General features: G+C 64.0%; 27 protein-coding genes. 12 read left to right on the forward strand and 15 right to left on the reverse strand.

The features are described 5' to 3' along the window. Positions 1-2 precede the first annotated feature (2 nt). From trbC to ACH0CP_RS13555, 7 genes are all read left to right on the forward strand, one after another. The gene (gene trbC, locus ACH0CP_RS13525) at positions 3-749 is read left to right on the forward strand and encodes a type-F conjugative transfer system pilin assembly protein TrbC (protein WP_406889531.1); all 747 of its coding nucleotides are present in this window, start codon (positions 3-5) and stop codon (positions 747-749) included. Next, positions 746-2,587, forward strand: a complete 1,842-nt coding sequence (locus ACH0CP_RS13530) for a conjugal transfer protein TraN (RefSeq protein WP_406889533.1) — start codon at positions 746-748, stop codon at positions 2,585-2,587. Before trbC ends, ACH0CP_RS13530 begins: the two co-directional genes overlap by 4 nt. 81 nt (positions 2,588-2,668) lie before the next feature. Then, positions 2,669-3,007, forward strand: a complete 339-nt coding sequence (locus ACH0CP_RS13535; RefSeq protein WP_406893920.1) for a hypothetical protein — start codon at positions 2,669-2,671, stop codon at positions 3,005-3,007. Beyond that, positions 2,988-3,233: a hypothetical protein gene (locus ACH0CP_RS13540; protein ID WP_406889535.1), complete on the forward strand. Its 246-nt coding sequence runs from the start codon at positions 2,988-2,990 to the stop codon at positions 3,231-3,233. The genes ACH0CP_RS13535 and ACH0CP_RS13540 overlap by 20 nt, the downstream gene beginning before the upstream one ends. Before the next feature lie 2 nt (positions 3,234-3,235). Further along, positions 3,236-4,060, forward strand: coding sequence for a conjugal transfer protein TraF (locus tag ACH0CP_RS13545; RefSeq protein ID WP_406889538.1), 825 nt, complete (start codon positions 3,236-3,238; stop codon positions 4,058-4,060). Between the two features lie 65 nt (positions 4,061-4,125). Further along, on the forward strand, positions 4,126-5,526 hold the full coding sequence (locus tag ACH0CP_RS13550; RefSeq protein ID WP_406889540.1) for a conjugal transfer protein TraH: 1,401 nt from the start codon (positions 4,126-4,128) through the stop codon (positions 5,524-5,526). A gap of 23 nt (positions 5,527-5,549) precedes the next feature. After that, the gene (locus ACH0CP_RS13555) at positions 5,550-8,366 is read left to right on the forward strand and encodes a conjugal transfer protein TraG N-terminal domain-containing protein (RefSeq protein ID WP_406889620.1); all 2,817 of its coding nucleotides are present in this window, start codon (positions 5,550-5,552) and stop codon (positions 8,364-8,366) included. Between the two features lie 9 nt (positions 8,367-8,375). Here the strand turns inward: ACH0CP_RS13555 and ACH0CP_RS13560 are convergent, their stop codons facing one another. From ACH0CP_RS13560 to ACH0CP_RS13580, 5 genes are all read right to left on the reverse strand, one after another. Further along, positions 8,376-8,579 (reverse strand): hypothetical protein, encoded by a 204-nt coding sequence (locus tag ACH0CP_RS13560; RefSeq protein WP_406889542.1) that lies wholly within the window; start codon positions 8,577-8,579, stop codon positions 8,376-8,378. 144 nt (positions 8,580-8,723) lie between these two features. Beyond that, the gene (locus ACH0CP_RS13565; protein WP_406889544.1) at positions 8,724-8,930 is read right to left on the reverse strand and encodes a hypothetical protein; all 207 of its coding nucleotides are present in this window, start codon (positions 8,928-8,930) and stop codon (positions 8,724-8,726) included. Positions 8,931-8,941: 11 nt separating this feature from the next. Then, a complete protein-coding gene (locus tag ACH0CP_RS13570) occupies positions 8,942-9,553 on the reverse strand; it encodes a glutathione S-transferase family protein (RefSeq protein WP_406889547.1) in 612 nt (203 codons plus the stop codon). 17 nt (positions 9,554-9,570) lie between these two features. Further along, the gene (locus ACH0CP_RS13575) at positions 9,571-9,978 is read right to left on the reverse strand and encodes a VOC family protein (protein WP_406889550.1); all 408 of its coding nucleotides are present in this window, start codon (positions 9,976-9,978) and stop codon (positions 9,571-9,573) included. Then, positions 9,872-10,906, reverse strand: a complete 1,035-nt coding sequence (locus tag ACH0CP_RS13580; RefSeq protein ID WP_406889553.1) for an alpha/beta fold hydrolase — start codon at positions 10,904-10,906, stop codon at positions 9,872-9,874. The genes ACH0CP_RS13575 and ACH0CP_RS13580 overlap by 107 nt, the downstream gene beginning before the upstream one ends. A gap of 148 nt (positions 10,907-11,054) precedes the next feature. Between ACH0CP_RS13580 and ACH0CP_RS13585 the strand changes: the two genes are divergently transcribed. Then, the gene (locus tag ACH0CP_RS13585) at positions 11,055-11,597 is read left to right on the forward strand and encodes a TetR/AcrR family transcriptional regulator (RefSeq protein ID WP_406889556.1); all 543 of its coding nucleotides are present in this window, start codon (positions 11,055-11,057) and stop codon (positions 11,595-11,597) included. A 62-nt stretch (positions 11,598-11,659) separates the two neighbouring features. Here the strand turns inward: ACH0CP_RS13585 and ACH0CP_RS13590 are convergent, their stop codons facing one another. The 3 genes from ACH0CP_RS13590 to ACH0CP_RS13600 form a co-directional block, all read right to left on the reverse strand. Beyond that, positions 11,660-11,842: a hypothetical protein gene (locus tag ACH0CP_RS13590; protein ID WP_406889558.1), complete on the reverse strand. Its 183-nt coding sequence runs from the start codon at positions 11,840-11,842 to the stop codon at positions 11,660-11,662. Between the two features lie 202 nt (positions 11,843-12,044). Further along, positions 12,045-12,335: an I78 family peptidase inhibitor gene (locus ACH0CP_RS13595; RefSeq protein ID WP_406889560.1), complete on the reverse strand. Its 291-nt coding sequence runs from the start codon at positions 12,333-12,335 to the stop codon at positions 12,045-12,047. An 81-nt stretch (positions 12,336-12,416) separates the two neighbouring features. Further along, entirely contained in the window at positions 12,417-13,304 is an 888-nt protein-coding gene (locus ACH0CP_RS13600) for a LysR family transcriptional regulator (RefSeq protein ID WP_406889562.1), read from the reverse strand. Positions 13,305-13,384: 80 nt separating this feature from the next. On the opposite strand from ACH0CP_RS13600, the gene ACH0CP_RS13605 reads away from it, so the two are divergent. Continuing rightward, positions 13,385-14,134, forward strand: a complete 750-nt coding sequence (locus ACH0CP_RS13605; protein WP_406889564.1) for a sulfite exporter TauE/SafE family protein — start codon at positions 13,385-13,387, stop codon at positions 14,132-14,134. 9 nt (positions 14,135-14,143) lie between these two features. Continuing rightward, entirely contained in the window at positions 14,144-14,908 is a 765-nt protein-coding gene (locus tag ACH0CP_RS13610; protein ID WP_406889565.1) for a class I SAM-dependent methyltransferase, read from the forward strand. A gap of 18 nt (positions 14,909-14,926) precedes the next feature. Here ACH0CP_RS13610 and ACH0CP_RS13615 read toward each other — a convergent pair whose 3' ends face one another. Together ACH0CP_RS13615 and ACH0CP_RS13620 are read right to left on the reverse strand one after the other, a co-directional pair. Continuing rightward, on the reverse strand, positions 14,927-15,604 hold the full coding sequence (locus tag ACH0CP_RS13615; protein WP_406889567.1) for an alpha/beta fold hydrolase: 678 nt from the start codon (positions 15,602-15,604) through the stop codon (positions 14,927-14,929). Positions 15,605-15,792: 188 nt separating this feature from the next. Continuing rightward, positions 15,793-16,701, reverse strand: a complete 909-nt coding sequence (locus ACH0CP_RS13620) for a LysR family transcriptional regulator (protein ID WP_406889569.1) — start codon at positions 16,699-16,701, stop codon at positions 15,793-15,795. Positions 16,702-16,818: 117 nt separating this feature from the next. On the opposite strand from ACH0CP_RS13620, the gene ACH0CP_RS13625 reads away from it, so the two are divergent. Continuing rightward, complete coding sequence (locus ACH0CP_RS13625) at positions 16,819-17,760, forward strand: alpha/beta hydrolase family protein (protein WP_406889571.1); 942 nt, start codon at positions 16,819-16,821, stop codon at positions 17,758-17,760. A gap of 55 nt (positions 17,761-17,815) precedes the next feature. After that, positions 17,816-18,136 (forward strand): putative quinol monooxygenase, encoded by a 321-nt coding sequence (locus tag ACH0CP_RS13630; protein WP_406889573.1) that lies wholly within the window; start codon positions 17,816-17,818, stop codon positions 18,134-18,136. A gap of 14 nt (positions 18,137-18,150) precedes the next feature. Here the strand turns inward: ACH0CP_RS13630 and ACH0CP_RS13635 are convergent, their stop codons facing one another. From ACH0CP_RS13635 to ACH0CP_RS13655, 5 genes are all read right to left on the reverse strand, one after another. Beyond that, positions 18,151-19,017 carry a restriction endonuclease gene (locus ACH0CP_RS13635; RefSeq protein WP_406889574.1) on the reverse strand — a complete coding sequence of 289 codons (867 nt, stop codon included), beginning with the start codon at positions 19,015-19,017 and terminating at the stop codon, positions 18,151-18,153. After that, a complete protein-coding gene (locus tag ACH0CP_RS13640; protein ID WP_406889576.1) occupies positions 19,014-19,901 on the reverse strand; it encodes a Shedu immune nuclease family protein in 888 nt (295 codons plus the stop codon). Before ACH0CP_RS13640 ends, ACH0CP_RS13635 begins: the two co-directional genes overlap by 4 nt. A 73-nt stretch (positions 19,902-19,974) precedes the next feature. Then, the gene (locus tag ACH0CP_RS13645; protein ID WP_272695425.1) at positions 19,975-20,364 is read right to left on the reverse strand and encodes a type II toxin-antitoxin system VapC family toxin; all 390 of its coding nucleotides are present in this window, start codon (positions 20,362-20,364) and stop codon (positions 19,975-19,977) included. Further along, the gene (locus ACH0CP_RS13650) at positions 20,361-20,603 is read right to left on the reverse strand and encodes an AbrB/MazE/SpoVT family DNA-binding domain-containing protein (RefSeq protein WP_406889578.1); all 243 of its coding nucleotides are present in this window, start codon (positions 20,601-20,603) and stop codon (positions 20,361-20,363) included. Before ACH0CP_RS13650 ends, ACH0CP_RS13645 begins: the two co-directional genes overlap by 4 nt. Before the next feature lie 176 nt (positions 20,604-20,779). Then, positions 20,780-21,367 carry a hypothetical protein gene (locus ACH0CP_RS13655; RefSeq protein WP_406889579.1) on the reverse strand — a complete coding sequence of 196 codons (588 nt, stop codon included), beginning with the start codon at positions 21,365-21,367 and terminating at the stop codon, positions 20,780-20,782. Positions 21,368-21,705 lie beyond the last annotated feature (338 nt).

Consider the following 21,705-nt stretch of genomic DNA (forward strand, 5'->3'; position numbering starts at 1 on the left):
ACATGCGTCTTCTGACATGGGGCATCGTCGCGCTACTCGGCACCGTCGGGCTCTCAGCGTTGCTAGCGCAATCGGTCGACGGCGTGGACGTTCAGGCCGTGAAGAAGCGCGCCACGGATTTGGCGGCGGAGGCGCAGGCCTTCGTCGACCAGGTGAAGGACCGCGGCGACGAGTTCCGCGAGCAGGCGAGCGCCATCCGGACCTCCGGCATCGACAACATGCAGCGGGTCGCTGCGACCGACCTGCCAAAGGGGCCGGAAGGCAAGATCGACTTCGACGAGCTCGTCCATGGCGCGGCGACAAACGCCAATGTGCCCGGCGGCGATGCCCCGCAGTTCATCGTTTTCGCCAGCTTGTCGATGCCGCCGGCGTCGCTCAAGCAATTGATCGCCGACACCGCCAGGGCGGGCGGCGTCGTCGTTTTCCGCGGCTTCCCCAACAACTCGGCCAAGGAATTCGTCAGCCGTCTCGGGCAGGTCGTGCACAAGGACGACATGCCGAACATCGGCATCGACCCGCGGCTTTTCCGCGCCTTCAACGTGCAGGCGGTGCCGACCTATGTGGCGGTCTCTTCGACCTTCGATCTCTGTGCCGGGTTCCACTGCCAGACAAGGGTTCCGCCCCATGACCGCATCGAGGGCAACGTCACTGTCGACTTTGCCCTCAATACCTTTGCCGAAGCCAACGGACCCGGCGCGCGCATCGCCTCGGTAGCTCTCGGCAACCTGGCGCGGAGCCGCCGCCAGTGAAGCTTCGAGCCTTCGTCGCCGCGCTAGCCGCCTTCTCCCTGACGCTCAGCTCTGCTGGCGCGCAGCAGATGACGATCGAGCAGGCGCGCGAAGAAGGAAAGGCGTTTGGCAATGCGAAGCGGGGGGACGAGAGCCTCGTTCCCGATGCGGAGGCGCAGGCCCAGGCCGTGCCGGGTTATTCCGGGACTAATCAGCCGCAGAGCACCTACTTCGATGATCCCGATGCTCTGATTGCGGCGGGGACCGCCCAGCGATCGACCAACGAAACCTATCGAACCGTCATCGATGCGGATCGCACGCGGCCGGCGTTCAGCAACGCGGAGATCCTTGCGACCACATCGCGCGCCACATCGATCGAGAACGATCCGTCGACCTATCTCGCTGGTGAAAATATCGGCTCGACGAGCGGCCAGTGCCAGCCTCTTCCGCCAGGTTCCGGCACCGGCGGATATTACGAAGCGACCTGCAACCAAGGGACGAAGCTCGATGAGGTGCCGCGGTCCTGTTCCATCAGGATGGCGCCCGAGATCACCCGCGTCGACGCGTTCAAGTTCTTCGTCGTTCCCGACAATGCCTACGGAACGCCGTTCGCACGCTATTCCTCGATGGCCCCGCATGTCGCGGCCGGAACCTGCAAGCCGACGGGTGTCGCGATGCAGGCATGCGCGGCGCATCGGATCTACGGCGTTTCCACCAACAAGTTCTGCGACGACTACTATGCGACGGAATATGTCTGCTCGCAGAACCTGAGGGACATTGCTCTCCTGCCGAGCCCCATCACCGGCGAAGGCTGGCACGAGAAGACGGTGCAGACCAGCGTCACGGTGAAGCGGGTCGACGGTTGCGCGGAGATGGCCGCCGATTCCATGTGTACCGCCGATGTGGCCGGCGAGGTCTGCACGGAAGGCCCTGAGACCCGGATCATCGACGGCGTGCCGGTCACACAGGCGTGCTGGGCATGGAAGCGCGACTTCACCTGCAACGTGATGAGCGCTGGGAACGACTGCGGCGACCTTGATGCGAACCGGCAATGCACCTTCCTGCGGGAGGACTGCCTGGACGACCCGCAGCAGGGTGCGTGCAAGGTCAAGGAGAAGGTTTATCGTTGCCCGACACCGGACAGCCCGGCCTCGAACGCGCCCCAGTATATCTGCGGCGACGACGTCTACTGCATCAACGGGGATTGCGAGCCGATCACCCGCGAGGCGTCGACCGAGTTCAGGGACGCGCTGGTTGCCTTGCACGCGATCGACGACGCTTCAAAGGGCTTCGACCCGAACAACCTGACCGTCTTCTCGGGAACGCGGGACACCTGCCACAAGCCGGTGTTTGGCCTCATCAACTGCTGCGCGGGCAAGGTCTCTGGCGCGCTGACCGTGGCCGCCGGTGGTGCGGCGCTCGCCGGCGGACCCGTCGCGATCGCCGCGCTTGCGACCCCGTTTCTGGCGCTGTTCGCCTGCTCTCAGGACGAGATGAAGCTCGACATCAAGGACCGCATGGGCTTCTGCCACAAGGTCGGGACGTGGTGTTCGTCCAGCTTTCTCGGCATCTGCAAGACGAAGAAGACCGCCTACTGCTGCTTCGAAAGCAAACTAAGCCGGGTTCTTCAGGAACAGGGTCGCGTCCAGCTCAACAAACCTTGGGGAAGGCCCAAGAATGAGCAGTGCAAAGGCTTCAGCATCGCGGAGTTCCAGCAGCTCGATCTTTCGAGAATGGACTTCACCGAGGTCTACGCCGACTTCCTCGATGCGGCGAAGCTGCCGGATGAGGTCCAGACGATGACCGAGATCCAGGCCAAGATCCAGAACTACTACGACCTGCATGGAGGCACTCCATGATCGACCGGAATCTAGGTGATCGACATGACAGCTGCGGCAAATAACCTGCTCAGCGCCGGCGCTCCGGGATGTGACTGGAAGATGACGGTGTTCGAGCTCGCAATCTTCATGTGCCTGTATCGCGCTGGACGACCGCGCCGGGTGGAGGACATCTGCCAGGTGATCGGGGGCTGGTTCGAATGCACGGTCGAACCGCGGACTGCAGCCGCACCGATCGAGCACATGCTCGCCAATCAGTGGGTCTCGCAAAAGGGACACGGACTTTGCGCGACCGAGGAGGGCCGTCGTGCGGCGCGGCCGATGATGAGCGGGCTGGTGCGGATGCTCGACCATGGGACTCGGCTCATCGACGTCGCCCTAATGATGTCCGTGCTGCGCATGTCGAAAGGAGAGCTGGACCATGGCATTCGTGATTTTTGAGCCAGCAGTCCTGGCGGTAATGACCGTCGGTGTCGCACCGTCCGCACCTGCAGCGCCGATCCTCGCACCGGTGGTGTCCGCCTCTCCCTGCGCCTCTCACCCTACCACCACCCGCGCCTTCGAATGCTGCATTGACCTTGCGCGGTGGAAGGTGCCGCCCACCGCCCCGCTCAACCACCCCGCGCAACCCGCAGACGGCGCGGCCGATCAGAAGGAAGGACGATAGGCATGTCGAAGATGGCGAAGCTGGCCATGCTCCTGCTGACGGTCGCGCCCTTGGCCGCGCCGCTCCGGGCGCAGGATGCCGAGCGCCGCGGCGACGGCGTTGAGGCCCGCGACCGCGGCGACGCATTCTACTGCGGAGAGCGAAAGCTCGGCCAGTGGTTCTACTGCACCAAGCCAAAGCCGCCCGAGGCCGCGCAGGCGCAACCGCAGTCCCCCGAGCAGAGCGCCGCGGAGCGCCTGGCCGCGATCACCCATCAGCTGGACGAGCTGAAGGCACGCGCGATCCTCGATCCTTCGGAGGAAAACGTCATCGCCTATGTCCGCTTCCAGCGCGAGCAACTGGACCGCGCCTCGACGTTTTCGGACACCTGGCAGCGCGCGCTCTGGCAGAACCCGGACATCGACTATACGCTGCAGCGGCCGGTCAACACCGTGGCGAAGCGGGCGTGGCTCGACAACCGCAAGGCCGATCGCGACCAGGTGCTGACATCCCTCGGCCAGCGCTACGGCCTCTTCTACTTCTACGCGCAGAGCTGCGGCGCGTGCGAGGTGTTCTCGCCGATCTTGCGCTCGGTCGCAGATAGCCACCGGATGGCGGTCATGGCGGTGTCGATGGATGGAGGGCCTAGCCGCGATTTTCCCAATTACGTCGTCGACTCTGGCCAGCGTGCCCGGATGGGCATCTCCGGGAACGAGACGCCCGCGCTCGTCCTGTTCGACACCGCGACGAAGCGCACGATCCCGATCGGCTACGGCATCCTGAGCGCCGATGAGATCATGGATCGGATCTTCATGCTCACCAACACCAAGGTCGGGAGCGACTACTGATGTTCAATCCTCGGCAGAGAGGCCGGCTGAGAAGGCTGGCTCACAGGGCCAGTGCCGCGCTGACCTTGGTCTCCGCATCGCACTTCGCATTGATCGGCGTCGCCCGGGCGGATGTCGCGTCGGAGATGAACGGGTTCTTCAACGACGCCGGAGGTGCGGCCAATGTCACCGGCCCGACGGCCTTCCAGGGGCAGTCGGCGGGCTATTACTCGCTCGGCAACGTCTGGACGCGCTTTCCGCAGAAAAGCGTGTCGCCGTTCAACCTGCAGCTCCCGAGCGCGCGGGCGGGATGTGGAGGCATCGACCTTTTCTCCGGTTCATTCAGCTTCATCAACGCGAGCGAGATCGTCGCGATGCTGAAGGCGACGGCGAACAACGCGCTGGGCTTCGCCTTCAAGCTGGCGATCGACAGCGTCTCGCCGGAGATCGGCAAGGTCATGGACGAGTTCAGCCAGAAGGCTCAGCTCCTGAACCAGATGAACATCTCGAGCTGCGAGACCGCACAGGCTCTGGTAGGCGGGATATGGCCCCAGATGGAAACCACGCGATCGACCATCTGCGAGGCGGTCGGCAACAGCCAAGGCGTGTTCTCCGACTGGGCGGCGTCCCGGCAAGGCTGCAACAACGGCGGCCAGAGGGATGCGACCCTGGCCGGCAACACCGACCCGGCGATGAAGGACCAGATCATCGGTGATCCTCATAACTATACCTGGGAGGCTCTGAAAAAGTCGTCGAAGTTCGGGGCATTCGATCAGGCCTTCTCCGAATATGTGATGACGCTGGTGGGAACGATCGTCACGACTCCCCCAACAGCAAGCGAGCATGGCCCGAAGGTCGTGATTTACGGTCCCGCTGAAGAGGCCGTCGTGACCGCGCTGCTCGACGGTACCGCGAATGCACCGGCGGTGAAGATCCTGAAGTGCAACAACGATCCGTGCACCGATGTCTCGGACCAGACGCTGAGCGTGCCTGCTTCGAGCGCGTTGCGACCGCGGATCGCGACGATGATCAAGAGCATGAGCTCGAAGATCCGCAGCGACACCGCGCTTGATGCCGCCGAGAAGCAGCTGCTGAACATGGCGACCGTCCCGATTTACAAGATCCTCGCCGTCCAGGCCTATGCGCACTATGCGCTCACCGACGGCGAGATCCAGACGCTCTCCGAGATCGTCGCCGTCGATCTACTGAACGCGATGCTCGACAATATGCTCGACCGGGTCGAGCAGGCGAAAGTCTTCTACCAGACTGCGGACCAGGAGACGGCATCGCAGTGGCGCCAGCAGATCGCCGCAACCCGCGCCAAGTTCGCGCAGCGGGACGTGAAGCTGAGCAACAAGCTTCAGGTGACGATGCAGATCATCAACCGGAGCATCATGCTCGAGTCCACGCTGCAGAACACGATGACGCCCGGCATGTCCTCAGCGCTCAACTTCTCGCGGGGACTGAACGCGCAGGGCTTGCTCTAGGCGCGCAACAGGGAGGTAGCGGCGTGCTCGAGGTCTTTACCGTTGGCGGGGGCGAGTATCTCGTCAACACGTTCAACGCCGTAGCCGCGTGGGCCGGGGGAGGGGGCTACCGCTCTCTTCTGCGGGTCGTGATGGTGATGGGGCTGATCTATTCGCTCCTCGTCGTCGCCTTCACCCTCAATTTCCGCGCGTGGTTGAACTGGTTTCTCCAGGCGACGGGCATCTACCTGTGCCTCATGGTCCCGACGATCGACGTGAAGGTGACCGACCGCCTCAACCCAAGCCTGGCGCCGGCGACAGTGTCGAACGTGCCGCTCGGGCTTGGGGCACTCGCCAGCTTCACCACGCAGATTGGCGACTGGCTGACCCGCACCGCGGAAACCGTCTTCGTCATGCCGGGCGAGCTCAACTACACGACGAATGGCATGGTGTACGGCGCCCGGCTGTTCGACGCGACGCGCAACTTCACGATCCGCGACGCCGAGTTCTCTACCAATCTCGAGAACCACTTCAAGAACTGCCTGTTCGGCGACGTCATGCTCTATCAGAAGTCGCTCACCAACCTGGCCAAGGCACGGGATCTTTGGGCGGCAATCGGGCCGGGCTCCGAAGCCCGCTCACAGGAATGGCTCGAGCGCCAGGGCGATGGCACAGTTCAGAACTTCATCATCACGTGTCGGCAGGCCTATGACACGCTCAACGGCCAATGGGCGAGCATGATCGAGGCGAATGCGGAGCGATGGGCGAAGGAAGTGTATCCCAAGCTGAGCAATGCCGTTGCGGCGGCGAAGCTCAAGCACGACGTGCCGATCGTGAATGCGGCCTTCACCGGCTCGGGTGACGACTTCACCGGCGTCATGCGACAGAACACCGCGATCAACGCCTTCATGCAGGCTCGAAACTCGATGGCCGGCGGGAGCGGCTCGGCATCGGTCGATACCTTTGCACAGACCCGCGCGGACATTCAGGCTCGCAACACCTACAATTCGATCGCCCAACAGGCGATGGCCTGGGTGCCGATCCTCAACATCGTCCTGACTGTTGTCTTCTTCGCGATGTTCCCGGTTATCTTCCCGCTCTTCCTGCTGCCCCAGACCGGCGTGGGCTCCCTGAAAAGCTATGGGATGGGGTTCTTCTACCTTGCGTCTTGGGGACCGCTCTACGTCATCCTGCACATGATCTGCATGACGCGCGCCGAGGCGGCCTCGAACGGCGTCGCGAGCGGCGGAATGTCGCTTGGAAGCTACGCCGGCATCGGTGCAGTGAACGGCGAGACGGCGACGATCGCCGGCTTTATGCTGATGAGCATACCCTTCCTGGCGGGCGGGCTGGCGCGCGGAGCGATGTCGATCGCCGGGCAGGCGACGTCGATGCTGGCGCCGGCGCAGAACGCCGCGGAAGCTGCGGCGCTGGAGCAGACCACCGGCAATTATTCGTACGGGAACGTGAGCTGGGCAAACTCGACCTCGAACATGCGGCAGGCCGACCAGTGGCAGACCGCGCCCAGCTTCATGGGCGGTTCGGCGAGCGTAGGCTGGCGGCAGGACAACGGCGCCGTGATCAGCGGCTTCGGCAATGGCCAGGAAGTGTTCGACACAGGAGGCGCAATCTCGCGGCTGTCATTCACTCCCACCGTAACCACCGGGACCGTCGCGGAATGGCGAGAGATGGCAAGCGAAGCGCACCGCCAGTCTCAGGCGTTCGACAATGCGGCGCAGGAGATGCTCACATGGACCAAGATCGACCGCAGTGCCTACGGTACGTCCAGCGAGCGCTCATCTGGGTGGGACTCGAGCAGTGGTCGCTCTTCGAATACGGCCGTTGAGCAGTTCGACCGAACGACCGGCAGTAGCTCGCAAGCGCTGGAGGATCGTTCATCGACAGGCCAGAGCCTGACGTCGAGCGACGGTCACGACAGATCGGCGGGTACCGTCCGTCAGGTTTCGGGCTCTATATCAGCCGGATTGGGCGGTGCTCAGCAAGGCACCGCCGGCGCGCGCAGCGGCCTCGGTAAGGTTCTCGGCCACCTACCCGGAGTGAGCGGTAGCGTAACGACGCAAGGTCAGCAGCAGGATACCTTGCGGCATGGAACGACGGATGCTCGCTCGTCTGATAGTTCGAGCACCGCCAGCAGCGGTGTCAGGGACGAGCACTCCAACGGCACGGGCGCGACGTCTTCGGATGGCACCTATGATCGCTCGGGTGTATTCAGCCGCGCCTCGACTACCTCCAGCTCGTCTCTCACCCATGAGCAGGCCTTGTCCCGCGCCCGCTCCTACACGGAGACTGCCCGTAAGCTGGAGGAATTGTCGCAGCAGCTCTCGCGGGATGCCAGCTACGCCGAGACGCACGGTATGCAGCTGAGTGAGAACATGAGCCAGGACCTGGCGCAATGGTACCGAGCCCAGCAGGCCTCCAACCCTGGCCTCGACGCTCCCGAACTGTGGGCAACCGATCTCAGCAACCATCAGCGCGCGGTTCGGCAGGAGATGGTGACCCGCTGGATGCGTGAGAAACAGGACGACATTCGCGAGGAGATCGCCGGCAAGCTGCACGAACCCAATCTCGTTGAGGTGAGCAGGCCCGGCGTTGACAGCGCTGCGGATGTGGCGGGCTCGTATCACCCACACGGTGTCTCAGGGATCCCGAACGGACCCGGTGGCGGCGATCCTCGTGCGGCTCAATCTATAATCGAGGCGGGTGGAGATCGTCTGGATGGCGATCGGACCGCAGCACAAGCGGCGCGTACCAACGCCGTCCACGGATCAGTGGACGTACAGCAGGAGGTCCACCGCGATCACAATCGTGGCTTCTTCAACGATCCGAAGCTGCGGGAATGAGCGCGGGCGCTAAATGGTGACGAAGAAGTAGATGATCACGCCCGCTAGAAGCGCGTAGGCGACCAGGTACGTAGCCGCGCTGGCTTTGCTGACCTTACCTTCGGCGTCGGTCACAGGACCGTGCGGCTCGAACCCGTCGTCGACGAAGTTGATGATAGGGCCGGCAGAATTATCCTGCGTGATCAAGTATGTCGCGGTGTCGAGCTTGAGCATACAGCCTCCGAGCCTTTCCAGCATACAGGGCTCTGGGTCTGATCACAAGCAATAGAGAGCGCAGCTAGATGGCCACTCGGATACCCTGGCTCGCTTCGAACAAGTCCGCAGAATGATGTCGATCTGCCTGTCACCGCGGAATTGCTAGCCGCGCAACTTATGAATGGCCGGCATGATGGCGAAGACCATCGCGGAGACGATCACCGGAACGATCACAAGATGGCGCTGCCACAGCTGCCAGGTGGGGGTGAGGTGATGCATGAGATACGAGAGCCCGGTCACCAGTGGGTAGACCGCCGCAAATACCAGGACACAGACGATCAGGCGGTCCAATCGACGTTGGCGCTGCATGAGGGGCGCCCTCAATAGTCTGCGCTTGGGCGAGTGCGAAACCGCTGATACCAGCTCTCTAGTTGCGGATAGTCGTTCCCGAAGGGTAGGTCGAACCGCTCCCGTGCGGTCTGGAAGATCGGAAAGGCGGTGAAGTCCGCGATTGTTGGGGCGTCACCGGCAAGGAACGGGCGATCGCCGATTTCTCTTTCAAGCACGGCGAGTATCTCGTCGACATAGCGGAAGATCCGTTCCGCGGCCTCGGATGACGGTGCCGGCTCCTTCCCGAGGAACGCGCTAGTTCGGTTCCATAGCCAGAGCTGCCCGCGCCCAACGAGATCGGCTGCGAGACGCTCCAGCGAGCGCACCCGGGCACGCGAGGGCGCATCGGTGCCGATCATTGAGTTCTCGGGATGAAGCTCCTCCAAATACTCGACGATCGCGGCCGAGTCCATGATCGCGCGGCCGTCATCGGTGACGAGGGTCGGCGCCCTCCCGGCAGGATTGATGGCGAGATACTCGGCCGAGCGGTGCTCCTTGTTCTCGTAGTCGAGTTCGTACCGCGGAACGTCGATGCCCTTTTCGGACAGGTAGATGATCACGCGACGCGGATTCGTGCCTTTGCGGAACTGGTAGAGCAGCATGGACTCTCTCCCGCGGGTCAGATCTGGGAGGCCGGCGTGCCGGCGCGCAGCGGTGCGAAGACGTGCTGCTCGGCGAGCTCAGGCGTCCACTGGACATATTCGACCACGCTGCCGTCGGCGTGCTTGATGTACATCATGCGGCCGGTCGGGACGTCCTCGATGTCGCGCACAACGGACGCCCCGTTCGCCAAGAGCTTGGCTTTGGCGTCGTCGATGTCCTCCACGATCCAGGGACCGAGGCTGCCGCGGATCGGCTCGAGCGCCTCGTCGGTGCCGCCGACCGCGAGCACGTCTCCGATCCCGACGAGCGTCCAAGGGTCAAAGTCGAGCCGGAAATGCGGCTCGGTGCCGTGCACCGCCTTGAGCGTTGCCACGGTGCCTTCGAGGTCTGTCGTGAAGATGCGGGTGTAGGTCTTGAGGATCATGACTGGTCCTTTCGGGTGAGAGCGAGGCTGAGAAGGCCGCCAGCTCGCGGTTGAAGCGCGCGGCATCCTCGTAGAAGGGCGAGTGACCCGCCTCCGGATAGATCGACAGGTTCGACCTGGAGTTCACGGCGAGCATACGGCGCGACATGCCGGGGAGTACGAGCGCGTCGCGTGCGCCGTGCGTCAGCAGGATGCGCGGAACGCGCGCGAAGCCCACATCCAGCCCGTCGGCGCTGATCTTGCTCAGGCCCAGCTGGACGGCCCGGGGGACCATGCCGTTGTAGGCGAGCATGCGATCGAACTCAGCTCGAGGCGGCGTGGTGGCGAAGCATAGCGCGAGAAAGCGGGCGATCGCTTCGGACCGCACGGCCAGGTCCGGAGACGCGACCCGAGCGCCCCATTGGCCGGACGCCTCGCTGCGGTATTGCGGATCGAAGGACGTCACCGCGTCGACCAGGTTGACGCCGGCGATGGCGTCGGCGCCGTGGCGACGCAGATAGTGCCCGATCACGAGCCCGCCGAACGACCAGCCGACAAGTACCACACGTTGCGAACCGGCCTGCTCAATCACGGCCGCGAGGTCATCGGCCCACCGGGAACCATCGGCATAGGCGTCCGGTTCAGCCGGCTTGTCGGAGTCGCCATGCCCCCGCAGATCGAAGGTGATCAGGCGGTGGTGAGCGAGATCTGCTACGATCTGTCGGTCCCAGGAAAGCCGGCTTTGGCTGAGCCCGTGGACAAAGATGACAGGAACAGCCGACGGGTCACCGTAGCTCATTGCGGACAGGGTTAGGCCGTCCTTGGTCCGGATGGACATCGGCTGGCCAGCCGGCCGTGCAGGGGCGGCGGCGATGCCAGCAGCCGGCGTTAGCGCGCTGATCGCCGCCGCTGTCAGCGAGCTTGCCAGCAGTTCACGTCTGGAGAGCATGTCCGAGCCCTTGCGTTGTTTAGTGGTCGCTATATATGCGAGACATCGAGGCGAGCAAGGGTCTAGTTTAGTGAGCAGTAAAAAAGGTCAGGGCGGCTCTGGCGGCCGACCCGCCAGCTTCGAGCGCGAAGCGGCGGTGCGGACTGCGTTGGACCTGTTCTGGGCGCGCGGGTATGAGGGCGTCTCAATCGCCGACCTTACCGCCGCCATCGGTGTGGCGCCGCCGAGCCTCTACCATGCGTTCGGGAGCAAGGCCGGCTTGTTTCAGGAAGCCGTCGCTCTCTACGAGCGCGGCGAAGCCGGGTTGGACCTCGAGAAGTTGGCGGGCGCTACGTCGCTATCCGAATGGGCGCGCGGCCTCTTGGAGGCGGCTGCGGAGAACGTCACGAAGAACGGTCGGCCGTGTCTGATCTCGAACGGCATGATCGTGTCGCACCCGGACAATCTACAAGTCGCACAGACGCTCGCGGCACGCCGGGCGATGTTTCGCCAGGCAATCGGAGAGAACTTTTCACGTTGGTTGCCCGAGCCAATCGCACACGATCTCGCTCGTTACCTGGTCACGGTCCTGCAGGGTCTTTCTATGCAGGCGAGGGACGGGGCGACGATGGAGGACCTTCGCCCCACCGTCGAACTCGCGCTCTCGACAGTGGCCCAGCAGGAAGCGCAGGCATCGGCGGCTCTCGCCTGAACTGCGTTGGCGGCGCTCAATGGCCGGACCCCTGATGGGTCGCGTCTCGAAACAGCCCATCATCATAGCCCTCCTTGGAAGGCGAAGGTGAAGCGGTAGGGAAGCGGCTTGCCGTCACCGCCGTCAGTGATCGGCACGGGCGTCGCTGCTACGAGCGTCAGGCTACCGTCGGCCACGGTGACGGGTATGCCAAGCGTCAGGTCGACCTGCTTCGTCCACCCACCTCCGAAGACGGTTGCGCGCACGATCAGGCGACCCGCCCAGACGCACTGCACGTCGATCGGACAGCGACTGTCTTCGATTACCTGATCTGGCCGGACTCGCGGACCGCTTACGGCAGCCGTCTGCCCCAAGCGCACCGGCCCCTCGAGCGGGCGCGTCGAGGCGCAGCCGGTTAGAAGTGCTGGAAGGCAAGCGAGTCCGGCGAACCTCAGCCTCAACCGGCGATCAGCCACAGGCGGCGGCGACTATTCGGCCGTCAGCGACGGTGACGGTGACACGTTCTTCGCGGAAGTCCTCGGCGACCGCATCGCCCGGAGCTATTCGCCTGATCGTTGTGCTTCCCGTACGCCGAAGAATGGTGTGGTTGTCGGGAGCGAATTTCCCAACCAGCGCCTGAGCTGCGTGCGGCTGGCAGCTCGAATTGCCGTTTTGGCTACCCGTGCCGGTCGATGCGCACCCGCTGAGCGCGACCAATCCGAGAAGTGCTGTAAGTCCAATCTCGCTCCTGATCGTCATCGGCTTGTCTCCGTGGAACCCATATCGGGCTGATGGCTAGCCCTTCGAAGCTGAATGAAGGGACGATGGTGCTCGGTCCTGCTAGTCAGCTGCCTGTTCAGCGATGTGGTCAGCGAACAGACGTGCATGGGAACTGAGCGCAGCAAACGCTGGAGCGCAGATCAGGAGGCGACGATTTGCCCAGCCGTCCAGGAGCGGCACGATCGCGAGTGCGTCCGCGCGGCAACGAGTTGCGGCTGCCATCGGCAACACCCCCAGGCCGACACCGGCTTCGACCAATCGTGCCACTGCCTCGAAGCTACGCAGCCGCACGCGGTAGTTGATCCTACGGCCGAGCCGCGCGGCATGGTCTGCGAGGTGGGTGTGGATCGCGCCGGCGCTCAGTCCGACAAACGGTTCGTCAAGTAGTTCGACGAATGACACCGCGTCCCGCTTGGCGAGCGCATGCGTCTTCGGCACGATGAGAACCAGTCGATCGGTCGACAGAGGGATCGTCTCCAGCCGACCGAGATCGGTCGTATTGGCTACGACACCAAACTCGGCGCGTCCTTCTGCCACCGCGAGCACAATGTCCGCGCTGGTCCGCTCCTCGATGTCGATGTCGACGTCGGGATGGGCGGCAAGGAAGCTGCGAAGCGCTGCCGGCAATAGCTCCACCAGCGCCGCGGTATTGGAGAGCATGCGGATTTCACCCCTTAGACCCGACGCGAAGCCGCGAAGATCACCCCGCATCTGCTCGACCGCCGCCCCAATGGAGCGCGCATGATGAAGCAGCGCCCGTCCGGCGGCCGTCGGCGCCACACCGCGTCGGCCGCGTTCGAGCAGCGGCACGCCGAGCGTTTTCTCCATGCCGCTGACCCGTGCGCTCGCGGAAGCGAGCGCGAGATGCGCGGTCTCAGCTCCCTTGGAGATGCTGCCGGCCTCCACGATCGCAACGAACAGCCGCAAATCCACCAGATCAAACCGCATGGACATCCTTCGGATAGGACGAAAGCTGCTCTCGCATATCCCGCATTGTGGATGATCGCCAGCGGCGGCATCGCCGTAGCATGGAGACTTGCCTGCTTCTGCTCGGTGCCGGACTGCTTGGAGGCGTGATGAACGCCCTGGCCGGGGGTGGTTCCTTCGTGACCTTGCCGGCCTTGATCATGACCGGAGTGCCTTCGGTATCGGCGAATGCCACGAGCAGCGTAGCGCTTTACCACGGTGGTGCTGCAAGCGCTTGGGTCTATCGTGATGGGCTTGGTCCCATCTGCGGTGTCCAGCTCTTTCCTATGCTGCTGATCACCCTGGCCGGCGGGCTCGCCGGGAGCCTGATGCTGCTCTGGACGCCGGACGATCTCTTCGACCGTGTGCTGCCTTGGCTGCTGTTGGTCGCCACGCTTACCCTGATGTCCGGACCCCGCGTCGGCGCGTGGCTGCGCGAGCGCCTGACGATCGGCCGATCGCCGATCCTCGCCGTCCAGTTCCTCCTCGGGGGGTATGGCGGATATTTCGGCGGTGCCGTTGGCCTGATGATGATCTCGGCGTGGAGCCTTCTCCAAGGCGCCGACATAAAGGCGCTCAATGCCCCGCGCACGCTGACGGTGACGGGCGCGAACACCATCGCAATCCTGTGTTTCGCGGCGGCGGGGGCCGTTCGTTGGGAGGCGGCACTGGCGGTCGGATTGGGAGCCGTGGCCGGCGGCTATGCCGGCGCGCATCTAGGCCGTCGATTGAACCCGGCTCTGGTGCGCGCCGCGACCTTGCTCATCTCGGCCGCGATCACCGCCCGCTTCTTCATCCGCGCCTATTCCTGAGGACTTCTTATGGCCATGACCCACGACGACACCACCGCGCAGCAATTTGGGCCACAAGCGCAGGCCTATGTGACGAGCGCTGCCCACGCCTCTGGTCCCGATCTCGACCGCATCGAGGAGATTGCGCGTGAGCATGTCGGTGGTCGGGCTCTCGATCTGGGCTGCGGCGGCGGTCACGTCGCCTATCGCATCGCGCCGCTGATCGGAGAGGTGGTAGCATGCGACCTGTCGACCGATATGCTGGATGCGGTGAGCACCGAGGCGCAGCGACGCGGGATCGGCAATATTGCAACGCGGCCAGCCGCGGCCGAACGGTTGCCTTTCGCGGAAGCATCCTTCGATTACACCGTATGCCGGATGAGCGCGCACCACTGGCGCAACCTGGAAGCCGGCCTGCGCGAAGCACGTCGGGTGACCCGGCGTGGGGCGACGGCGATGTTCGTAGACCCGTTCGCCTTGGCCGATCCACTGCTCGACACCCATCTCCAGGCTATTGAGTTGCTGCGGGATCCGAGCCACGTGCGCAATTACAACATCGCGCAATGGTGTGCGGCGCTCGGTCGTTCCGGGTTTGCGATCGTCAGCGTCAAAACCCACCGGTTGCGCATGGACTTCGCCAACTGGATCGCCCGCATGAGCACTGCGCCCGCGCACGTTGGCGCGATCCGGTCGCTACAGGCGGGCGCGAGCGTCGAAGTCAAATCCGCGCTATCCATCGAGGAGGATGGCAGCTTCCTGCTCGATATCGCCACCTTCGAGATGCTCGCGGTCTAGACTAGGCGCTCAGTGTCCTCACGACCGCCCGGCTGCGTTGAGGATCAGGTTCGCCACCTCGCGCGGACGGGACAATAATGACACATGGCTGGCAGCAAGCTCGAGAACTTCGGCGCCCATCCGCCTTGCCATGAAGCGCTGCAGCTCGGGGTCGATGACCCGGTCCTGCGAGGACACCGCGTAGAAGCTCGGCTTGGACCGCCAGGCCGCGCGCGTGGTCCTCGCCGCGGTCAGCGATCTTCTGAACGGCCACTGGACGGCGTAGAGCGCCCGGGCCTTGGATTGCGGCAGGTCTGGAGCGAAGTCGCGCACGAAGGCCTCTTCGCTGAGCCGCCCCTCATCGCCATCAAACACGATCCCAGCAGAGGCGGGTGGCTTTGGATACTTAGCCGCAAGCGCCGTATAATCTTCGTCGGCATCGGGTGCGCGCGCGGCGACATAGGTGAGAGCCGACACTTTGGGGTGCACGCCAGCCTCTGTCACGATCATGCCGGAGAAGGAGTGGCCGGCGAGCACTGTTGGCCCGTCCTGCCGGTCGAGCGCCCGGTTACAGGCGGCGACTGCCTCGTCGAGCGAGGTCAGCGGGTTCTGCACCGAGACGACGTTGAGGCCACGCGCCTGGAGATACGGGATTACCTCCAGCCAGGAGGAGCCGTCGGCGAACAGCCCATGGACCAGGACAACGTTATTCGCCATTTGGACCTCTCGAGGAGCAGCGAACGCCTTTGCCGATCCTAGGGACACCCCTGCGGCGACCAGCGACCCCGTGAACGTGCGTCGATCCAGTTCCATACTTCCTCCATCTGCGTAACAGGCCAATCGTCACCGCATGATGCGATTTGAGCAGTCGGACTGCGGGAGACCGACCCGTCTGAACTGAGCAGCTATGCCTGCCGCGCTGACTTGATGAAGTCCAGAAAGGCGCGCAGCGGCGGCGGCACTAGTCGGCGACCCGAATAGTAGAGGAATGGCCCGGGGAAGGTCGACCACCATTCAGGTAGCACTGGCGAAAGGCGGCCGGCCTCCAGGTGTGGTCGCAGCCATTCCTCGAACAGGCCGATTATCCCCGCCCCAGCGATGGCGACGTCTACGCCGAGGTCCATCGCGCCGCTGATGCTGACGGTGAGCGGCCCCTTGGGCTCGATACGGACCGATTCCTCCCCACGCTCAAGCTCCCAGGGGCTGAGCAGAGATCCGTTGCCGAACCGGCCGAGGATGCACCGGTGTTGCAGCAGATCTCTCGGGTGTCGGGGCACACCTGAAGCCGCCAGATAGCCCGGCGCCGCGGCCATCGCGAACCGCTGGACCCGCGGCCCGATCGGAATCGCAATCATGTCCTGCTCCAGCTTCTCGTCGTATCGAATACCCGCATCCGCGCCGGCGGCGAGCACGTCGAGGATGGTGTCCTCGGCGACGACCTCCACCTGAATGTCAGGGTAGAGCGCGAGGAACCCCGGAAGGAGGGAGGGGAGCACCAGGCGGGCAACGCCGACGGGTACATTGAGCCGAAGCGTGCCTGCGGGCGTGTCGCGCAGGACATTGAGGTCGGCAAGTGCGGCGTCCATCTGCACGAGCAGAGGCGCGAGTTGCTCGACAAGACGCCCGCCCGCTTCTGTCGGAGAAACGCTGCGCGTCGTGCGGTGAAGCAGGCGCACGCCCAAGCGATCCTCCAAGCGCCGCACGGTCTCACTGAGCGTCGTCGGGCTCACACCCAACGCGCGCCCAGCCTCTCGGAAACCGCGTGCTCTTGCGACCGCGACAAACGCGGTGAGGTCGTCGACGTTGGCAGCCAATGTCCAGTTATCCGTACAGCCTGTCTGGATTATGCCGGATTATCGCAAGGCCAAGCAATGGCTACCTGAACGTCATCAGCCACCTTCCATCCGGCTGAGCTCTGAAAGGACATTACCATGACCCAGGTAACGGACGCTGCAGCAGCACAGCCGGCCCGAGCCGAGCTCGTCGCGGGGCTGGTTTCGGCGATGCACAATCCGGCGAGGTCGCCGATCCTGCGCTCGCCGGCGGATGACGGCATCATCTTCGAGGACATCTACTTCCCGGCGGCGGACGGCGTCACGATCGAGGGCTGGTTCATTCCCGGCGACAGCGACAAGGTGATCATCGCCAACCACCCCATCTGGGCCAACCGCTACGGCTTCCCCGGCCATCTGAAGCCCTACAGCGATGCCTGGGAGGCCAGTGGTAACAACATCGAAGTCAATTTCATGCCGGACTACAAGCACCTCCACGAAGCCGGCTACAACATCATTGCCTACGACCTGCGCAATTTCGGCCAGAGCGGTGCCGGCAGCGGCGGCGTCATCGGCAACGGCATCCGCGAATATCGCGACGTGATCGGCTCGCTGCGCTACGTCCGCTCCCGGTCCGATCTCAAGAACCTGAAGCTCGGCCTTCTCAGCCGCTGCTGCGGCATGAACGCGACCATGGTCGCCATGTCGAAGCATCGCGAGGAGTTCGACGATGTCCGGGCGATCGTCGCGCCGCAGCCGATCTCGCTGAGCTCATTCTATCGCACCATCCTGGACCATATGGGCATGCCGGATGCGCTGCCCGAGGTCGCCGACGCGCTCCGCCGCGTGACCAGCATGGAGCTGAAGGACATGGACATGCCCCAGTATGCGAGCGCCGTCGACATCCCGACGATGCTCCTCCAGGTCCGCGACGACACGCTGACCACGCCCGCCGACGTGCAGGCGATGTTCGACGCCATGCCGGCCAGCCAGAAGGACCTCATCTGGATCGAGGGCACCAACCGCCGCTTTGATGGGTACAACTACTTGCCCAACAATCCGAAGCCGATGCTCGACTGGTTCGAGCGGTTCTTGGCCTGACGGGCGGGGTGGGTCCCGCTGGACCCGCCGCCATATCCGGCTCTGGGAGGACAGCATGTCCGACGTCGAAAACACCCTCACGGTCGTGCTCTGGGAAGCCAGGGCGAAGCCGGGGCGGGAGGCTGAGATGAAAGCCTTTCTGACCGCAGCGGTGACGCCGTCGCGGCACGATGCGGGCTGCATCGATTACGAACCGCACGAGGTCGAGGGACAGCCCGGCACATTCGTGGTTTACGAGCGCTGGATCAGCCGGGAAGCGCTCGATGCGCATCTGCACGCGCCCCGTATGCAGGAACTGGTCCCGCAGCTGCTCGCCCTGATGGAAGGTTCGGTCGAGAGCGGGATCAGGCTGCTCCGACCGCTACGTCCGACCTGACACCTGCGTCTGGTTTATTTGAACAGCTCGGCGAGGGGTGCGAACACCGCCCCGGTCTCCGCCGCGCGACGGGTTTTGGCGGCTATCAGCTGATCGATCCCGATGCCTCGGTCGAGTGCTTCATAGAGGTCGCGGCCTTCCATCGCGATCGTGCGCTTGCCGCGGCCAAAGGCGTGCAGCCCCTCATCGGTGACCCCGCCAAAGCTGATGAAGAGGCCGCGCGCCCAGGCCGCCTTCTGCCCGATCTTGCCCTCGAACACATGCAACTCCGCCGCGCCGATCCGTCGGTTCAGCCATTTGGCTTCGACGAGATAGGTTTCGCCGGCATGCTCGAAGCTGCCGTCTATCTGCTCGCCCTGGAGGCGGAAGGGTTCGCGCGCGTTCAGGTGACAGGCGTCGAAGATTTCGGTGAGGAAGCGTTCGAACGCGAACCCGCGCTCGTGCGGCTCCATATCGCGGACGGCGATCAGCCGGTCACGGAGCCTGGCGAAGTCAATCGCATCTAGGAGCGGCGCGGCAACGACGTTGTGGGGGACAGGCGTTGCGGTGCCCTCGAGTCTTGCGATGAGCGCAGCGACCTGTCCGGCAGCGCGCGGCATTGGGTCTGGCATATCGGGCGTGCGCAGTGCCTCTCGGTACTCCCAGAGGATCCTCAAGGTGCGCGCCGCGGTTCCGTTATCCACCTGCCCAAGGAAGCAGCGCAGCCGCTTTCCTTTGGAGATGCCGTCCGCAGCATATTGCGGCGCGTCGATGTCAATCGAGAGTTCACGGGCGAAGAAGTCGGTGAATGTTCGGTTCGAGAAGTCGAGTACATAGCCCTTCTCTCCGCCGCGGAAGATCTCATCGACGAGGCTGAGGTCTATAGAGCGCAGGCTGCTCATCGCCGCTTCGCCGGCTTCGAAGGACGCGCCCGGTCGGCGGCCCTGAGTGCGCTAAGAACCGCAGGGTGCGTGTTGCCGGCTTCCTGGTCGGTTGGCTCAGTGGCCCATTTGTCGTTGAAGCGGAGCAGCTGATCGTTGCGCCAGGCGTCGATCTGGTAGCCCTCGGCTCTCAGCCGAGCCTCCGCGGCGGAGGGCACGACCAGATGCTCGGGCAGGACATAGGCGAAGAGCAGCTTGGGAAGGCCGTCGAGATGCTTGATCGCGTAACCGGTTGAGCGCGGCGAGAGCACGCACTTCTTCTCGCCCCAGCCTGCGCGGTAGCTTCGTAACAGCGAGTCATAGGTCAGGATCTTGATCTTCTGATCCTCTTCGATGCTCGCGATCCGATCGCGCTGCGCTTGGCTGAAGTCCTTGCCGCCGGAGCGGCCGATGATCAGGACGCGGCGCAGTTCGATGCGGTTGCGCGCCATGGGCGGGGGGACGAGCAGCGGAAGCAGCCGCTCGCGCACCTCAGACCGATGCTGCTCCCAATGGTCGCGCCAGACCGCGGTTTGCGCGAGCGCGTCGTTGAACGCGGCGGAGTTGCCGAAATGCTTGCTGCTGGACGTGAAGAGCCGCTTGGTGGCGCGCTCGATCTCGACGAGCACGAGCGTCCAGCGGTCCGACGATTTCGTAAGATAGGCAAAGTCGGCACTGCGGCCGCCGATCGGAAACTTCGCGATCACGCAGTTCATATGGAGCCGGTGATTGAGCAGCCATGAGCTCGTATCGAGCAGCTCGGTATGTCGTTCGAGGAACGCCTGGATGTCGTTCTCGTCCTTGCCCTCGTCGACGAGCAGATCCTCGAAGGCAGAGGCGAGAGCCTCATCGGGCGATTGCCGCATGGCAGGCGTCATCCTCTTCTGGGCGGATGTAAATGTTCAATTTGCAAAGCGCGGCTGAACCACGATTTCTGAGCTAGCGGATTGTTATCACCTTGGCGCCAACGGTCGCGGCGACCTCCTTCCACGCCCGATCGGCAGTGTAGGCCGGAACGCCATTCCGCATCGCCAGAGCGAGGCAGAACCGGTCTCCGAGCGAAAGGCCGGCCGCGCTGGTTGCCGCCCGGAGGGCGCCTGCCTCCCAGGCCAGAGCCTCGTCCGCAGGCGCCACGGTATATGGCAGCGCGCCGAGCATCGCCCTGACCTCATGGAGCGGCGCGCCGAGGCGGACGAAATGGCTCACCACCTCAGCCTGGTTGAATATTCCAACCATCGCGTCGGCCACCACCCCTTCGACCTTGCTCCCTCCGCGTTCCCCCTTCAGCAAGGCGATGATGGCGGACGCGTCGAGGACCGCCTCCGTCACTCGCCGCTTTCCAGGCGGCGGCTGGAGATGAAGGCGTCCACGGACGCATCGGGATGGTTCGCATATTTCTTGGCAATCGCCTGGGCTCGCGCAACGGCCTGTTGTACGGTCCTCAGCACCACGCCGTCCTCGGTTTCTTCCAGCAGCACCGCGCCGCCGCCCTCAAGGCCTAGCCGTTTGCGGATGCTCGCAGGCAGGCTCATGCGGCCGTTCGGCGTGATATTCACTTGCACCGTCATGAATCTTACCGTCCAGAATATGGCAGACCACGTCCACCGTACCACATTCCGTCGGTCTGGGGCAAAGTGAACGGTTGTGCCACAATCCGCATATTCGTCCTCAGGCGCTTAAGCGTGCCCGCACCTGAATCTTCAAGGAAGGAGCAGGCGGGGCGCAGCTCAATCCTATGGACGCCCTATTTCGATGCGGTCGTCGGCGAAGGTGTATTGCCCGCCCGCGGATGAAGCGCGCGCCGAACCTCGTCGGTGATCGTGTAGACAGCCTGACGCTGCGCACCGCGATTTTGATGGTCGACCCTATACCCCTGATAATGGCGTCGCACGAAGCCGGCCTTGACGAGCTCCGAGACGGCTCGGCTGACATTGGTGCGACCGGAGAGGCGGATCCGTCTCTGGACCTCCGCGGCGATCAGCTTTTCGGCTTGGTCTGAGTCGGAGGGGAGCTCCCTGCGCTGATCGAGTTCCGATCGCACCTTGTCGGCGATAGCGAGCCGGCGCGGGTCGCGCCGGGCGACCGGAGCGAGGGCATCGCAGAGCCAGTCTCGTACGGGCACCAGGCGATCACCATCTTGGACATAGGGCCCGGCCGAACCACTCTGCGCGCTCGCTTGTGCGATGAGGTTGAGCACCATGAAGCTGTAGCGCGGGCGCTCGCAGACATCGGTGAGGCGCTCAAGGAGACTCGGCAGGTCCAGCGCACGCGTGTCCTGCGGCGCTGCTCGTTGCGCATCCTTTGACGCGGCGAAGAAGTCGGGCTGGAACATGAGAACGAATCAAGCACATCTCGATTCCCGTGTGAATCCCTCTTGTCGCATATGGTCGGCATTTTTGATCGATCTGCGGCGAGCATACACCTGCCGGGTCGGGGGTGGCGGAGGCGGATCGCACAGCCCTCAGTTTGGCACCGATCCGCCGACCATCATTCATCTTGCCGGTTGTCAGGCAATCACCCGCGTTGATCCCGAAAGGAATGAACAGTCGTGGCACTTTACCGGCGGGTAAAGTGCCACGAGCGGTCATCCTGTGGTGCTCCGCATTGAAGAAGTGGTCAGGGTCAGTTCGCTCGCGGCAGGTCATCGGACTGACATAGCTCAGCGACGGT

The organism is Sphingomonas sp. 179-I 2A4 NHS (genome assembly GCF_045369135.1).
In the GTDB taxonomy this organism is placed as follows: Bacteria; Pseudomonadota; Alphaproteobacteria; order Sphingomonadales; family Sphingomonadaceae; genus Sphingomonas.

Excerpts from the sequence above, each read along its gene's own strand:
- trbC (WP_406889531.1), top strand. The coding sequence starts at position 3 with ATGCGTCTTCTGACATGGGGCATCGTCGCGCTACTCGGCACCGTCGGG.
- ACH0CP_RS13535 (WP_406893920.1), top strand. The coding sequence starts at position 2,669 with ATGACGGTGTTCGAGCTCGCAATCTTCATGTGCCTGTATCGCGCTGGA.
- ACH0CP_RS13540 (WP_406889535.1), top strand. The coding sequence starts at position 2,988 with ATGGCATTCGTGATTTTTGAGCCAGCAGTCCTGGCGGTAATGACCGTC.
- ACH0CP_RS13545 (WP_406889538.1), top strand. The coding sequence starts at position 3,236 with ATGTCGAAGATGGCGAAGCTGGCCATGCTCCTGCTGACGGTCGCGCCC.
- ACH0CP_RS13560 (WP_406889542.1), bottom strand. The coding sequence starts at position 8,579 with ATGCTCAAGCTCGACACCGCGACATACTTGATCACGCAGGATAATTCT.
- ACH0CP_RS13565 (WP_406889544.1), bottom strand. The coding sequence starts at position 8,930 with ATGCAGCGCCAACGTCGATTGGACCGCCTGATCGTCTGTGTCCTGGTA.
- ACH0CP_RS13570 (WP_406889547.1), bottom strand. The coding sequence starts at position 9,553 with ATGCTGCTCTACCAGTTCCGCAAAGGCACGAATCCGCGTCGCGTGATC.
- ACH0CP_RS13575 (WP_406889550.1), bottom strand. The coding sequence starts at position 9,978 with ATGATCCTCAAGACCTACACCCGCATCTTCACGACAGACCTCGAAGGC.
- ACH0CP_RS13580 (WP_406889553.1), bottom strand. The coding sequence starts at position 10,906 with ATGCTCTCCAGACGTGAACTGCTGGCAAGCTCGCTGACAGCGGCGGCG.
- ACH0CP_RS13595 (WP_406889560.1), bottom strand. The coding sequence starts at position 12,335 with ATGACGATCAGGAGCGAGATTGGACTTACAGCACTTCTCGGATTGGTC.
- ACH0CP_RS13600 (WP_406889562.1), bottom strand. The coding sequence starts at position 13,304 with ATGCGGTTTGATCTGGTGGATTTGCGGCTGTTCGTTGCGATCGTGGAG.
- ACH0CP_RS13605 (WP_406889564.1), top strand. The coding sequence starts at position 13,385 with ATGGAGACTTGCCTGCTTCTGCTCGGTGCCGGACTGCTTGGAGGCGTG.
- ACH0CP_RS13610 (WP_406889565.1), top strand. The coding sequence starts at position 14,144 with ATGGCCATGACCCACGACGACACCACCGCGCAGCAATTTGGGCCACAA.
- ACH0CP_RS13615 (WP_406889567.1), bottom strand. The coding sequence starts at position 15,604 with ATGGCGAATAACGTTGTCCTGGTCCATGGGCTGTTCGCCGACGGCTCC.
- ACH0CP_RS13625 (WP_406889571.1), top strand. The coding sequence starts at position 16,819 with ATGACCCAGGTAACGGACGCTGCAGCAGCACAGCCGGCCCGAGCCGAG.
- ACH0CP_RS13630 (WP_406889573.1), top strand. The coding sequence starts at position 17,816 with ATGTCCGACGTCGAAAACACCCTCACGGTCGTGCTCTGGGAAGCCAGG.
- ACH0CP_RS13635 (WP_406889574.1), bottom strand. The coding sequence starts at position 19,017 with ATGAGCAGCCTGCGCTCTATAGACCTCAGCCTCGTCGATGAGATCTTC.
- ACH0CP_RS13640 (WP_406889576.1), bottom strand. The coding sequence starts at position 19,901 with ATGCGGCAATCGCCCGATGAGGCTCTCGCCTCTGCCTTCGAGGATCTG.
- ACH0CP_RS13650 (WP_406889578.1), bottom strand. The coding sequence starts at position 20,603 with ATGACGGTGCAAGTGAATATCACGCCGAACGGCCGCATGAGCCTGCCT.
- ACH0CP_RS13655 (WP_406889579.1), bottom strand. The coding sequence starts at position 21,367 with ATGTTCCAGCCCGACTTCTTCGCCGCGTCAAAGGATGCGCAACGAGCA.